Consider the following 14,133-nt stretch of genomic DNA (forward strand, 5'->3'; position numbering starts at 1 on the left):
CATTGACTTGCCATCGTTTCCGCCCCGCAATCCCGCCGGAAATCTGCGGTGGAGAGCATGGCGCTGCTGGAGACGACGACGACGCGACTGGACTTGGTCGGTTTCGACCCGGAGGAGGTCGGCGGGGTTCTGTCCCGGACGATCGCGAGTCCGGAGTTCGTCGCGTCGCCCCGCATGGCGACGCTGCTCGCGTTTCTGGTCGGCGAGTGGCTCGCCGGTCGTGAGAAGTCGATCAAGGAATACGGAATCGCGCTTTCGGTGTTCGGTAAGGACGCGTCCTTCGATCCGAGCAGCAACGCGGTCGTGCGTGTCGAGGCCGGGCGGCTCCGGCGCCTGCTCGCCGAGTACGCGCGCGGCACCGGCGCCAATCAGCCGGTCGTTCTGCACATTCCCAAGGGATGTTACGTTCCCCGTCTGGTGAGCCCCTCGCACGGCGTCACCACCACATGCGACGCCTCGCCCGCGGGCGCGCCGCCGTGCCGGCATCATGTCACGGTCGTGTCGTGCGGCTTGAGCAGCGAGGACGGCAGCGGCTGGGCGGAGTCAATTCACGAGGCCTTTCCGGTCTTCCGCGAGCACTGCGCGCGGATCACCGAGGCGCTCGGGGGACGACTTGCCGAGGAGGGCGCCGATCGCTTCGTCGCCTGCTTCGGGTGGCCACAGTCGCTCGAGCACGCCGCGCATCGCGGCGTGACGGCCGCGATGGAGATCGTCACGACGCTCGATCAGCATCCGGCGCTGTCGAGGGTGAAGGCTCGGGCCGGCGTCGCGACCGGCTGGGTGGTCAGCGGCTCGATCGGGGGCTCGCCGAACCGCGTGACTCCGGCCTTGCTGGGCGACGTCGTCGGAGTCGCGACGACGATCTTCTCGCACGCGCCACCGGGCAGCGTCCTGGTCTCGGAGGCCACCCGCAAGCTCACGCCGAGGATCTGCCAGACCGAGGCGCCGACCGTGCCGCTCGCTTCCGGTGGTGGGGCATGGCGTGTGACCGCGGTCAGCCCGCTCGGCGACGTTCTTCCTCATCTCGGTGCTTCGCCGTTGATCGGCCGTAAGCACGAGCTCGGTCTGCTGTGCGGGCGCTGGTCGCGCGCCGTCGGCCGCGAGGGCCAGGTCGCCGTGGTCACGGGCGAGCCGGGAATCGGAAAGTCGCGCCTCGTACAGGAGCTGTGGGCGACGATCGAGCCGCAGGCGGCGGAACGCTGGCTTCTGCGCGCCTTGCCGACCGATCGCGGTTGCTCGTTCGCCCCGATCCGCAAGCGGATCGCCGAGGCGGCCAGCATCGGCAAGGACGACGATACGCCGGCCATTCTCGACAAGCTCGCGGACCTGCTCCGGCACGCCGGCGAGACGGACGCCTTGGCCCAGCCGCTGCTCGAATCGCTGTTCGGGCTCCCGGAGGACGGCAGGCTCGCGGATCTGCCGGCGCGGCAGCGCAAGGATTCGACGCTGGCCCTGCTGGTCCGCCTGATGCTGGCCGCGGCGCGGCAGGGCCCGCTGCTCGTCGTCGTCGAGGACGCCCACTGGCTCGATCCTTCGACCCGCGAGTTCGTCTATCTCCTGGCGCGGACTATCGCGGCGGCGCCGGTCTTCCTGGTCGTCACCACTCGGCCGGAGGCCGAGGCCTGCATTCGCCGGCTCCCCCGCGCGACGGTCCTCGAGCTGGCGCCGCTCGGAAACAGCGATGCCGAGCGTCTGATTGACGAGATCGTCGGTCCCGGTGCGATCACGCCGGACTGTCGGGGCTCGATCGTCGAGAAGGCCGAGGGCATCCCGCTGTTCATCGAGGAGCTGGCCCGGACCGTAATCGCGCCGGGGACGCCGCCCGACGGCGTCCCCGGCAGCCTCATCGACCTGTTCATGGCGCGGCTCGATCGTCTGGGCGACAACCGGCTGCTGGCCCAGGTGGCCTCGGTGATCGGTCGCGATTTCCAGGGCGACTTCTTGGCCGCGCTCCTGGACGTGCCGTCGTCGACCTTCGCCACCGCGATTCGCCAGCTGATCGAGGACGAGATCCTCCTGCCCGTCGCGGACGACTGTAACGGCTTCCTGTGCTTCCGTCACATCCTTCTGCGCGACGCGGCCTACGAGTCGATCCTGCCGCAGCAGCGCCGCGCGTTCCACGAGCGCATCGCCCGCGCTCTCTCGACGCGGACGCGTTTCACGGTGGATCGCCGTCCGGAGTTCATCGCATCGCATTTCGACAAGGCGGACCGTCCGCACGAATCGGCGCCGCTGTGGTTCGAGGCCGGCCAGGCCGCCATGCGGGTCTTCGCCAACGAGGAGGCGCAGCACCATCTCGAGGCCGGTCTGAAGGCGCTGGACCGCATTCCGGCGGCCGAACGTCCGAAGCGGCTCGAGGCCGACATCCTCACGGCGCTCGGCGTGGTGATCCGCATCGCCAAGGGCTACGGCGCCTCCGGTCTCTATCCGCTCTACAAGCGGGCCCGGACGCTGTGCCGCGAGTTCGGCACCCGCGAGCAGGAGGCGGCGGCCTTCGCCGGCTGCTGGACCTATCTGGCCGGTCGCGGAAAGTGGGAGGAGGCGACCGATCTGGCCCGCAACTGCGCCAACAACGCGGCGCGGGCCCGCAACGCCAACCTGCTGCTGGAAGCGCGGCGGATGATCGGGACGAGCGCCCTCTATCAGGGCCGGCTCGTCACCGCGCGGGCCTGGCTGGACAAGGTGTTAGTCCGTTACGATATCGGCCGCTACAAGCCGTCCCATGGTTACGACGCCGGTGTCGCGGCGGCCGCCTACAGCGCCTGGGCGCTGTGGCTGCAGGGCGACGAGACGGTGGCGACGGCGAATGCGAGCCTCGCCCTCACCACCGCGGCGGCCCAGAACCATGCGCCCAGCATGGCGATGGCGCTCGGCTGGCACGTGATCCTCGACATTCTGCGCGGCGAGATCGACGCCGCCCTCGATCACGGCGGTCAGCTGCGCAAGCTCAGCGACGAGCACGGCTTCGCCCATTGGCGTCCGCTCGGCGACTTCGGCGCGGCGTGGCACGCACTGCTCCGTCTCGGCGACCGCTCGGCGCTCACGACCATGTCGTCGGCGATCGACGACTTCCGGCGGCTGTGGGGCGGCTTCCTGTCGCCGATCCTGTGGATCACGATGGCGCAGGGCCATCTCGGCGGCGATCACGAGCTCGGGCTGGCGGCGATCGACGCGGCCTGGTCGTTTTCGGCGTCGCAGAGCGAGCATCTGTGGGACGCCGAGATCCTGCGCGTCAGCGGCGAGTTCGCGCTGGCCGAGGCGACCCCCAACTACGACTCGGCCGTCCGCCACTTCCGTCAGGCGATCAGCGTCGCGCGGGCGCAGGATGCCGTCGCGCTGGAGCGACGTGCCGCCGCCCGGCTGGCCGAGGTGGAGGCGTGTCGCGCCACCGAGGCGGCCGCTTTGCTGAAGCGCACGGCCTGACTCGGCGGCGCGTTTCGGCGCTTCGGGTTCGAGAGCGGGCGCGGGGCGGCGACGAGACGCCCGCTCCGCGCCCTTTGTCATGTCCGGGCTCCGGCTGGATGGCCGACCCGGGCGGTCAGCCCGCCTTGCGGCGCGCGACCGGCCACTTGTCGAAGAACGTGTTGAAGACGAGGAACACCATCAGCAGCGCGAACTGCCCCGCCAGCACGCCCATCATCGGGATGCCGAGCCCGAGATCGTTGCCGGCGAACGGCAGCAGCTTGTAGGCATCGAGCCAGACGAAGCCGAAGATGGTGCCCAGCACGAGCCAGATGGCGGCCCGGATGGCGACCCGCAGGCGGATGTTCGGCACCAGGTCGGCGCCCGGGTAGTCGTCGAACAGGTGGTGCCAGCACAGCATCGTCACGATGAGCGACAGCTCCAGCGAGGCGGCGGTCACGTAGGGGTTGACGCCGGGATTCATCTGGAAGCTCCTGGCCAGCCACGCGTAGAACTCCGGCATCACGATGCCGCCGCAGACGAGCGCGACGGCGAGGCCGGAGAGCCCCATCCAGGGCTGCCTGCTGGTGATCGCCTTGTAGGGGTAGCCCTCGCCGCCTTCGGCCGGAATCAGGAACCAGAAGATGAAGCCCTGGCAGAAGGCCAGCACCTGCGGCCACGAGCCGAGCGGCTGCGTCACGATCCGGTGCCCGCCCATGTCGAGATGGAAGAAGCTCGGCACGAACAGCGCCACCCAGACGATCAGCGCCACGACCGTGCTGGTGGCCATCAGGCCGACGCCGTCGAGCGGCGGCGCGACATTGCCGGCCCACGGCTTCTTCTGGAACAGCGACACGAAGGGAATCTGGGCGATGATCACCGGCAGCACGTAGAAGTTCGACGCCTCCCAGCCTTCGAGGGCGATCTTCAGCTCGTCGAGCGTCCGTGGCGCCAGGAGGATTCTCAGGTTGAACGGCGTCCACCACACGCCGAGGAGGCCCACCAGCGCCAGGAAGCCGGCGATTCCGCAGAGGACGCTGACGCCCGTGTACCACACGCCCGCCATCGGTTGCGAGGTGCCGAAGCGATACTTGCCGTAGTTGCCGAAGATGAGCGTCTGCCAGATCCAGGCGCAGATCGCGCACCAGAAGAACGTACCTTCGGCGAACACGCCGATGAACTTCTTGGCGAGTGCGGGGTCGGCGCTCGCCAACCCCTCGGCCGCCGTGAGGCTGATGAACAATTTGGCCAGGGTTCCCCAGAGCGGCCAGTAGATCAGGGCGAACGCGAAACAGAGCAACACGCCGGTCGCTCCGATGGACAGCTTGCCGCTGATCTGAAATCTCTCGGCTCTCGTCGAGATTGCGTCTGTCATGCTCGTCTCCTGCGCGCGAGGCGACGCTCGATCGCCCGCCTCCCAAATCGGTTGTCGGATAGTCGCGCGCGGATGATGGAGAGGCCGCCCGGGCCGCAGAAGTAACTTACGGTTAGGACGATCGTGTCCTGTCAGGAACGGCGTGGGCGTGATCCACACCGAGGCGGCGTGCCGTTCCTCGAACGATCGCGGCGCCGGGTCGCCACGGGGCGGACGCATCGGAACGGGACGAGGAGCAATCTAACCGTAACATACTTTTCGTGGCCCACTCGTCTCACTACCCAAGGACCGGAACCGACGGACCGGACGTTCGCGGTCGACGCCGCCTTCACACACGTTCGCTGGAACGGAGCAGTCGATGAGCAAAGTGATGCAGTTGGACGACGCCATGGGGCGCGTCTCTCGTGGCAGCCGATTGATGATCGGGGAATTCGTCGGTGCGGCCGAGCCGACGAAGTGTATCGAGTGGCTGGTCGAGCACGAGGTCGGCGACCTCACCCTGATCGCCCTCACGCCCGGCATGACGGGCGGCTTCGGCAAGGGCCATCTCTACGCCAAGGGTCTGGTGAAGGAGCTGATCTCGAGTCACGTCGCCACCACGACCGAGTCGTCCGACGCCTATCTGGCGGACAAGCTGCTGGTCCGGCAGTTCTATCCGATGGGCACCGTCGCCGAAAAGGTGCGGGCCGGCGCGATGGGGCTCGGCGGCGTGCTGGTGCCGGTCGGCATCGGCATCCTCGACCAGCCCGGACTATTCCCGGAGCTCGCCGAGCCCAAGCAGAAGATCATGCTGAACGGCAAGGAGTACTTCGTCGAGGAGGCGCTCCGCGCCGACGTCGCCCTGGTGAAGGGCTGGCGCGCCGACGAGCTCGGCAATGTCGAGTTCCGCTACACCAGCGCGCAGAACCAGTGCGACATCGCGATGGCGGCGGACTACGCGATCGTCGAGGTGAACGAGATCGTACCGGTCGGAACCATCCCGCCCGACCGCGTCGGCATTCCCGGGCCGTTCATCGACGCCGTGGTCCAGGGCCAGACGCTGGCCGAGCAGAACGACCACTATCGCAACCACTGGATCAAGCTCGGCCGCCTCGCCCCGGTCGCCCCCTGAGGAGTGCCTGACATGGACGCGAAGGTTTCTGTCCGACCCGCATCGCCCGACCTCGCCCGTCTCAGCCCGCGCGAGATCATCGCCCGCCGCTGCGCCGCCGAGGTGAAGGACGGCGAGGTCGTCAATCTCGGCTTCGGCATCCCGACCCTCACCTCGAACTACCTGCCGAAGGGCATGTCGGTGATCTTCCACGCCGAGAACGGCTGCTTTGGCTTCGGTGCCAAGCCGGCGACTCTCGATGCCGACAGCGACATCACCAATGCCGGCTGCGAGCCGATCACGCTGTTGCCGGGCGCCTGCGTGATGCCGCTCACCACCTCGTTCGGCGCGATGCGCAACGGCTTCATAGACATCACCGTCCTGGGCGCCCTGGAGGTCGACCAGGAGGGCAATCTCGCGAACTGGGCAGCCAAGCGGAACGGCCACTGGTGGCCCGGACCGGGCGGCGCCATGGACCTGTGCTACGGCGTCAAGCGGGTGATCGCAGCGCTCCAGCACATCGACAAGGCCGGCGACAGCAAGGTCAAGCGCCGCTCGACGCTGCCGCTCACCGGCACGCGCTGCATCAAGGTCATCGTCACCGACAAGGCGGTGTTCGACGTGAAGCCGGAAGGCGGCCTGATCCTGCGCGAGGCTTTCCCGGGACTCGGCGTCGAGGACATCCGCGCCATCACGGAGGCCGATTTCGAGGTCGCGCCGGACTTCGGCCCGATGCGGCTGGGTCTCTAGGGCCGGCCGATACAAGATCAGAGGTTTTGCAATGCCTGTCGTCGAGTGGTTCTACGACGTCATCTCGCCGTTCGCCTATATCCAGCAGGAGCAGTTCGATCGTCTGCCCCCGGACGTGGAGGTGGTGCCGAAGCCGATCGTGCTCGGTGCCATCCTGGATCACTGGAAGACGAAGGGGCCGGCGGAGATCCCCACCAAGCGCACTTTCATTTACCGGATCGCCCAGCAGCGGGCGATCGAGCGGAACGTGCCCTACAAGACGCCGCCCGCCCATCCGTTCAATCCGATCCGGGCGCTGCGTCTGGCGGTCGCGGTCGGTGCGACGGTCGACACAACGCGGACCATCATGCGGTTCATCTGGCGCGACGGCGGCGACGTCAACGCGCCGGACGGCTGGGCCGAGCTGTGCTCCCGGCTCGGCGTGTCGCCGACCGACGAGGCGTTCATCGCCACGGAGGCCGTCAAGGGCGGGCTGCGGGCCAACACCGATCGCGCCATCGCGCTCGGCGTGTTCGGGGTTCCCACCTTCCACCTGAACGGCGAGCTGTTCTGGGGCGAGGACGCGACCGGCCTCTTCCTCTCCTATCTGGCGCAGCCCACGTTGTTCGATACGGGTGAATGGGCCCGGATCAGCGACCTGCCGGTCGGGATCCAACGCAAGGCCGCATGAGGGCGTTCGACGAAAGCCCTCATGCGCGGGGCGCCGACGGACCTCGACCGCCGGCGTCGTCTCTATCCCCGCCGTGAAACTCGAAGGATCGTCTGCTTCGTCTCCGCGCCCGCGGGGACGGGCGGGACAAGGAGTCGGAAGATGTCGTCTGTCGTTCGTCGGATCGGAGTCGTCGGTGCCGGCACCATGGGAAACGGGATCGCGCAACTATTCGCGACAGCTGGCCACAGGGTGACGATGTGTGATCTCAAGCCCGAGTTTCTCGACCGGGCGATGGCGACGATCGCGCGCAACCTCGATAGGCAGGTCGCCCGCAAGACGCTCGACGCGACGGATCGCACCGCGGCGGTGGCGCGGATCGTGCCGACCGCCGCGATGGGAGATCTCGCCGATTGTGACGTGGTGGTCGAGGCCGTGCTCGAGGACTTCACCACCAAGGGAGCGGTGATCCGCCAGCTCGACACGATCTGCCGACGGGACGCGATCATCGCCACCAACACCTCGTCGATCTCGGTGACGCAGCTCGCCGCCGTCTCGATCGTGCCGGAGCGGGTGGTCGGCATGCACTTCTTCAACCCGGTGCCGATGATGGAGCTCGTCGAGATCATCCGCGGGCTGCAGACCGCAGATGCCGTCTGCGAGACGGTCATGGAGCTGACCCGGGCTGTGGGGAAGACCCCGAAGCTCGCCCGGGACAGCTTCGGCTTCGTCGTCAACCGCGTGCTGGTGCCGATGATCAACGAGGCGATCAACTGCGTCTACGAGGGGATCGCGCCGGCCGAGGACGTCGACGCGATGATGAAGCTCGGCGCCAATCATCCGATGGGCCCGCTGGCCCTGGCGGACCTCATCGGTCTCGACATCGTGCTCGACATCATGGAGACGCTGAGCCACGGCTTCGAAGATCCGAAGTACCGGCCGAGCCCGCTGCTCAAACAGATGCGCGACGCCGGCTATCTCGGCCGCAAGAGCGGCCGCGGCTTCTTCTCCTACGCGCCCTCCCGGTAGAGACGGAGCGGCCCGCGCAGCGCGCATCGCGTCGTGAGGCGCGCATCGCGGGACCGCGTCACGAGGACAGTCCATGTCGTACAAGACCATCATCGTCGAGAGCGTCGGCAAGGTCGCGGTGATCCGGCTCCACCGGCCGGAGGCGCTCAACGCCATCAACTCCGAGCTGATCGGCGAGCTGAGCGTCGCCCTGCGCAGTTGCGAGGCGGCGCCGTCGATCGGCTGCATCGTCATCACCGGCTCCGAAAAGGCTTTCGCGGCCGGGGCCGACATCCGGGAGATGGCTGACAAGTCGTTCTCCGACGTCCTGCTCGGCGACTTCGCGGCGACGTGGGACTGCATCGCCCATGTGCGCAAGCCGGTGATCGCCGCGGTGGCGGGGTTCGCGCTCGGCGGCGGCTGCGAGCTCGCCATGCACTGCGACATGATCGTCGCGGCCGACAACGCCAGATTCGGCCAGCCGGAGATCAAGCTCGGGATCATCCCGGGGATCGGCGGCACCCAGCGGCTGACCCGGGCGATCGGCAAGGCGAAGGCAATGGATCTGTGCCTGTCCGGCCGGCTCATGGACGCGACCGAAGCGGAGCGATCGGGGCTCGTGGCGCGCGTGGTGCCTCTCGCGGACCTCATGGCCGAGACGATGAGGACGGCGGAGGCCGTCGCGGCGATGCCGCTCGCCGCGCTGCTGCTCGCCAAGGAGGCCGTGAACCGCGCGTTCGAGAGCTCGCTCGCCGAAGGCCTCGCCTTCGAGCGGCGCGCCTTCCATGCCCTGTTCGCGACCGACGACCAGAAGGAGGGCATGGCCGCCTTCATCGACCGCCGTCCGCCTCACTTCAGCCGGATGGAGGTCGCCGCCGCGCGACCCTAGACCTTCTCGGTCGCAGGGATAGGGGCGCCGACCTTGCTCATGCCGAGTGGGAGCCGGTCGCGCCGCTGCAGCCCGCCCGATGCGAGTATCGACGGCTCCTAGGGTCGGGACTCAATTGAGCCACCAAGCGACGGTGGCAGCCAGGATTGCGCCGGCGAGGAAGTTTCTGGCGAGCTTGTCGTAGCGCGTAGCGACGCGGCGGAAGTCCTTGAGGCGCGAGAACATCCGCGCGATGCGATTGTGCCGTCGATAGGCGATGCGGTCGTAAGAGATCGGCTGTTTGCGGCTGGTGGTCGACGCGATCACAGCCTTGGCGCCGCTGTCGGCGAGCAGACGCCGCCGGCTGTTGGCGTCATAGGCCTTGTCGGCGATCAGCCCGGTGATCGGCGCCACTCTGGCGATCAGCGTCGTGGAACTCCTCCGGCGAGTTGCCGATGATCTCAAGGCCCTGATCGCGGAGGACCTGTCTCACTCTCGGAGTCTGCAGCGCAATCGTCAGCTCGGCGTTCAGCTTCTGGATGATCGCCGGAGGTGCCGGCGGGTGCGAAGAAGCGGCCCCAGTGACCGGCAGCGAGGCCCTTACAGCCGAGTTCCGCACGGTCGGAACGTTGGGCATCAGGGGCAATCGCTTCTCGCCCGCGACGGCCAGCACGCGCGCATTGCTGGGCTGCAGGGCCGGAGATCAACCGCGGCTTCGATCGCCTGGACGAGGGCTGGTCCTGCAACAGGTCATCGACTGCGGACGCGTCACGGCGGGAACCTGATCGTCCGACCAAGCCTTTGGGAGAGATGCCATGCCTCGCCGTCATCGCAGACGCCTAGCGGCACGCCAGCCGCGATCTCTGCTCGAGCGTGTCAGTTCTCGCCGCGCAGACCGGTCCGGGCGACGAGGTCGGACCATTTCCGCACCTCCGACTCCACGCGGGCTGCGAGCTTTTCGGGGGAGCCGCCGACTGTGACGACGCCGAGTTCGGCGTAGCGGGCCTTTGCTTCCGGTAGGGCACGGTTGACCGCCAAGTTCAGCGAGGTGACGACCGGCTCCGGCGTACCGGCCGGCGCGTAGACGGCGAACCAGCCGTCGGCCTCGAAGCCCGGGATGGTCTCGGCGATGGTGGGAATGTCGGGCGCGGTCGACAGCCGCTCCAGGCTGGTCAGCGCCAGCGCCCGCAGCTTGCCGGTCTGCACCAGCGGCAGTGACGAGGGCACGCCGTCGAACATGATCGGCACATGCCCGGCGACCACGTCGTTGAGGGCGGGGCCGCTGCCCCGATACGAGACGTGCAGGATGTTGATGCCGGCGGCGACCTTGAACAGCTCGCCCGCCATGTGCGGCGTCGAGCCGTGTCCCGGCGCGGCGGCGTTGTACTTGCCGGGATTGGCCTTGGCGAGCGCGATCAGCTCCGCCAGCGTCCTGGCCGGAAACTCCGGATTGACCACCACGATGTTGGGCGAGGTCGTCGCCCAGGCGACCGGCGCGAAGCTCTTGATCGGATCATAGCCGGGATTCTTGAACAGGGCCGGGTTGGCGCCGTGGGTGCCGCCGGTGCCGAAGAACAGCGTGTAGCCGTCCGGCGTGGCGCGGGCGGCGATCTGGGCCGCGACATTGCCGCTCGCGCCAGCGCGGTTGTCGACGACGACCGGATGGCCGATCACCCCGGACAGCTTGTCGGCGAGCACCCGGGCCGTGACGTCGGTCGGCCCGCCCGCCGGGAACGGGACGATCATGGTGACGGGCCTGGACGGAAAGCTGTCCTGGGCCCGCACCACCGCGGGCGCCAGAACGGACGACCCGGCGAGAATTCTCAACGCGGAACGACGCGAGACGGTCGACATCTGCGGCTTCCTCCCTGGCCTACCGTCGGGAGACGGTCAGGCGTATTGCGGTCAGGCTTCTTGTCGATGGGCTTTGATCGTGTATTTGCCGGTCGCGGTCTCGCGGCCGAGCCGGCCGGCCTGCCGCAGCACCGCCCACGCCTTCACGATGGTGCGCTGATGGGCGGATGCGAAGGTCGCCAGCACCTCGCTGAAGTGCCGCGGCGAGGCCAGGAAGGCGGCGATGTCGTCGGCGAGCCGGGCGGGGTCGTTCGGGGTCGGCGCGTCGGCCTCGCCCGCCGTGATGCCGTCGGTGAACGGGTAGGCGATCGCCTCGTACTCGCTGAGATCCGATCCCTCCGGGATGGTGGCGTCGATGCCCCATTTGGCCGTCAAGGGGGCGAGCGATCCCTTGCCGACCTGGAGCTGGATGCTGGGATCGAGATGCGAGCCGCGGGCGCCCTCCCAGACGACGATGTCCTGCGCGGGCCGCACCCGGTAGGCGAGCGCCCGCTCCATGGCGGCCGGATCGAAGATGTCGACGTCGTCATCGGTGACGACGACGTGCTTGACGCGTTTGAGCGACATCAGCGCAAGCACGGCGTTGCGACCTTCGCCCGGGCGTTTCCTGATCGCGGCGTAGAGGTGGAAGTTGCAGCCCGAGGGCTGCGGCGCATACACGGCTTGTCCGACGATGCCGGCCGTGGCGAGCGCCGCGAAGGCGCTGCCCTCGAGCGGCGGCGCCACAAGATAGTCGACCTCGTCCGGCATATGCAGGGCGTAGTAGACGGCGTCGCGGCGATGCGTGACGGCGTTGACGCGGAACACCGGATTCCACTTGATCGGGCCGACGAAGCCCGTGAAGTCGCCGAACCGGCCTTCGTCCTCGGTCCAGCCGATCGGCAGGATCTCGCCCTCCAGCACGATCTCGGAATCGGCCGGGACGAGGAGATTGTTGGTCTCGCACTTGATCAGCTCGACCGACTCTCCGGCGAGGCCGCCGGCCAGCTCGAACTCGTCGGTGCCGGCGGGCGCCATGTGGGCCGCCGCCATCATGACCGACGGATGGGTGCCGATCGCCACCGCGAAGGGCAGCGGCCGACCGGCCTTCAGGGCCCGCTCGTAGAAGAGCTTCAGGTCGCTGGCCGAGACCATGTCGACGCCGGTCTCGCGCTCGGTCCTGATCATCAGCCGATAGGCGCCGGCGTTGCGCCCGTATTCTGGATCCTCCGAGACGCCGATTCCGGCCGTGACATAAGGGCCGCCGTCGAGTGTGCTGATCAGCGGCACCGGCAGAGCGGTGAGGTCGACCTCGTCGCCGATCCTGATCACCTCCTTGACGGGCGACGTCGACACGATGCGCGGGGCGCAGCGGTCGCGGATGCGATCGACGAAACGCCTGCCGATGTCGCGGTGGTCGCAGTCGAGGCACAGCCCCATGCGGACGCGCGATCCGAGAATGCCGCTCACCACCGCGGTGTCGTAGCCCTCGACGCGATCGAACCACAGCGCCTTGGCGGAGCTCCCGACCCGGGCCGAGACGGTGCGCAGGTCGACCGCCTCGGTCACGTGCTCGAGCTCGCCGGCGTCGACCAGCCGCTGCAGGAAATCGCGGAAACGCGCCGCCATGTCGCCATTCCTCGTGGTGGACGCCGCCGAACCTGCCGGTGGCGCCGGATTGCCGGAGGGTCGCGGGGCCTGCTCAGTCCGTGACCGTGATGCCGGCCTTGCGGATCACGTCGGCCCAGTTCCGCAGCTCCTGCTCCATGCGCCGGCGCAGGTCCTCGGGCGGCCCGCCGTCGGCGGACGCCCCGATGGCAGCGAGCCCGGCCTGTACCGAAGGCAACTTCAGGATGCGGTTGGTGGTCGCGTTGAGCGTGTCGATCACGCCGCGCGGTGTGCCAGCGGGCGCGAACAGCCCGTGCCAGCCGCTGAACTCCAGCCCGGGCCGACCGAGCTCCGCGAGCGTCGGCACGTCGGGGAGCTGGGCGGAGCGCTGCGGTGCCATCACGGCGAGCGCCCGCATTTTGCCGGCCTGCACGAAGGGCGCCGCCGACGGCACCACGTCGACCATCACGTCGACCCGGCCGGCGATCAGCTCGTTGAGGGCGGGCGCACTGCCGCGGAACGGGACATGCGTCCACTTCACGCCGGTCCGGTCTTGGAACACCTCGCCGACCAGGCGCTGCAGGCTGCCGGCGCCCGCCGAGGCCATGTTGAGCGAGCCGGGCGTCTTCTTCGACAGCGCGATCAGCTCGTCGACGGTCTTGGCCGGCAGGTCGTTACGCACCAGCAGGATGGCGGGTGCGCTGGCGAGCGACACCACCGGCTCAAGCCGCTCCAGCGGCTTGAACTCGCCGTCCTTGTGGAGGAGCGGGCTGATGGTGGCGGGCCCGGTGCTGGAGACCAGCAGCGTGTAGCCGTCCGGTTCCGAGCGGGCCGCGACCTCCATGCCGATCATGCCGGCGCCGCCGCCCTTGTTGTCGACCACCAGCGACTGCTTGAACTCCTCGCTCAGTCCCTGCGAGATCAGCCGCGCGACGATGTCGGTCGCGCCGCCCGCCGGGTAGGGCACGATGACGGTCACGGGACGGGCCGGATAGGTCTGGGCCGCAGCCGCCGCGGCGAAGCCGCAGGCAGCGATCAGCGGCAGCAACATACGTCGCGCCTTCATCGGGTCTCCTCCTTGGTTTTCTTCCGCCGTGTTGTGAGATTCGGCGGAGACGGCTTCGGTGAGGCGGGCCCGCGAGCCCTCCGTCCGTCGCTCGTCGTCTTCAGTCGCTCGTCGCCTTCAGTACGGCCTGACCGTCACGCCGCCGCGTCGGGCCGGATTTGCACGGCCTTGTATTCGAGAAACTCCTCCAGTCCCGCGAGGCCGAGCTCGCGGCCGCGTCCGGATTGCTTGAAGCCGCCGAACGGCGCCATGAAGTTGAACGGCGCGCCGTTGATGTCGACCTGACCGGTGCGCAGCCGGCGCGCGATTCGCAACGCGTGCTCGGTGCTGGCCGACCACACGCCGCCGCCGAGCCCGTAGTCGGTGTCGTTTGCGATGCGGATCGCCTCGTCCTCGTCCGTGTAGGTGATGATGGAGAGGACGGGCCCGAAGATCTCCTCGCGGGCGATGCGCGAGCCCGGGTCGACGCGGCCGAACACCGTCG

General features: G+C 68.6%; 13 protein-coding genes. 6 read left to right on the forward strand and 7 right to left on the reverse strand.

Annotated elements, in window-relative coordinates:
* Window positions 1-57: 57 nt before the first annotated feature.
* Window positions 58-3,423 carry an AAA family ATPase gene (locus CH341_RS01300; RefSeq protein ID WP_245430814.1) on the forward strand — a complete coding sequence of 1,122 codons (3,366 nt, stop codon included), beginning with the start codon at window positions 58-60 and terminating at the stop codon, window positions 3,421-3,423.
* A gap of 115 nt (window positions 3,424-3,538) precedes the next feature.
* Here the strand turns inward: CH341_RS01300 and CH341_RS01305 are convergent, their stop codons facing one another.
* On the reverse strand, window positions 3,539-4,777 hold the full coding sequence (locus CH341_RS01305) for a hypothetical protein (RefSeq protein ID WP_111417226.1): 1,239 nt from the start codon (window positions 4,775-4,777) through the stop codon (window positions 3,539-3,541).
* A 358-nt stretch (window positions 4,778-5,135) separates the two neighbouring features.
* On the opposite strand from CH341_RS01305, the gene CH341_RS01310 reads away from it, so the two are divergent.
* The 5 genes from CH341_RS01310 to CH341_RS01330 all read left to right on the forward strand — a co-directional run bounded on the left by CH341_RS01310 (window position 5,136) and on the right by CH341_RS01330 (window position 9,163).
* A complete protein-coding gene (locus CH341_RS01310; RefSeq protein WP_111417227.1) occupies window positions 5,136-5,888 on the forward strand; it encodes a CoA transferase subunit A in 753 nt (250 codons plus the stop codon).
* A 12-nt stretch (window positions 5,889-5,900) separates the two neighbouring features.
* Window positions 5,901-6,617, forward strand: a complete 717-nt coding sequence (locus tag CH341_RS01315; RefSeq protein ID WP_111417228.1) for a CoA-transferase — start codon at window positions 5,901-5,903, stop codon at window positions 6,615-6,617.
* A 31-nt stretch (window positions 6,618-6,648) separates the two neighbouring features.
* Window positions 6,649-7,287, forward strand: coding sequence for a 2-hydroxychromene-2-carboxylate isomerase (locus tag CH341_RS01320; protein WP_111417229.1), 639 nt, complete (start codon window positions 6,649-6,651; stop codon window positions 7,285-7,287).
* A 141-nt stretch (window positions 7,288-7,428) separates the two neighbouring features.
* Entirely contained in the window at window positions 7,429-8,295 is an 867-nt protein-coding gene (locus CH341_RS01325) for a 3-hydroxyacyl-CoA dehydrogenase NAD-binding domain-containing protein (protein WP_111417230.1), read from the forward strand.
* 73 nt (window positions 8,296-8,368) lie between these two features.
* On the forward strand, window positions 8,369-9,163 hold the full coding sequence (locus CH341_RS01330) for an enoyl-CoA hydratase (protein WP_111417231.1): 795 nt from the start codon (window positions 8,369-8,371) through the stop codon (window positions 9,161-9,163).
* Window positions 9,164-9,274: 111 nt separating this feature from the next.
* On the opposite strand, the gene CH341_RS01335 is transcribed toward CH341_RS01330, so the two are convergent.
* From CH341_RS01335 to CH341_RS35660, 6 genes are all read right to left on the reverse strand, one after another.
* Window positions 9,275-9,556, reverse strand: a complete 282-nt coding sequence (locus tag CH341_RS01335; RefSeq protein ID WP_170149419.1) for a transposase — start codon at window positions 9,554-9,556, stop codon at window positions 9,275-9,277.
* Window positions 9,516-9,836 (reverse strand): tripartite tricarboxylate transporter substrate-binding protein, encoded by a 321-nt coding sequence (locus CH341_RS36355; RefSeq protein ID WP_111417233.1) that lies wholly within the window; start codon window positions 9,834-9,836, stop codon window positions 9,516-9,518. Before CH341_RS36355 ends, CH341_RS01335 begins: the two co-directional genes overlap by 41 nt.
* A gap of 182 nt (window positions 9,837-10,018) precedes the next feature.
* The gene (locus tag CH341_RS01345) at window positions 10,019-10,996 is read right to left on the reverse strand and encodes a Bug family tripartite tricarboxylate transporter substrate binding protein (protein WP_111417234.1); all 978 of its coding nucleotides are present in this window, start codon (window positions 10,994-10,996) and stop codon (window positions 10,019-10,021) included.
* 51 nt (window positions 10,997-11,047) lie between these two features.
* A complete protein-coding gene (locus tag CH341_RS01350) occupies window positions 11,048-12,604 on the reverse strand; it encodes a UbiD family decarboxylase (protein ID WP_111417235.1) in 1,557 nt (518 codons plus the stop codon).
* Between the two features lie 73 nt (window positions 12,605-12,677).
* Complete coding sequence (locus CH341_RS01355; RefSeq protein WP_111417236.1) at window positions 12,678-13,649, reverse strand: Bug family tripartite tricarboxylate transporter substrate binding protein; 972 nt, start codon at window positions 13,647-13,649, stop codon at window positions 12,678-12,680.
* Window positions 13,650-13,783: 134 nt separating this feature from the next.
* Window positions 13,784-14,133: aldehyde dehydrogenase family protein (locus CH341_RS35660; protein ID WP_245430810.1), on the reverse strand; the 350-nt coding region annotated here is incomplete at its 5' end.

Origin of the sequence: Rhodoplanes roseus, assembly GCF_003258865.1 — a bacterium.
Lineage (GTDB): Bacteria > Pseudomonadota > Alphaproteobacteria > Rhizobiales > Xanthobacteraceae > Rhodoplanes > Rhodoplanes roseus.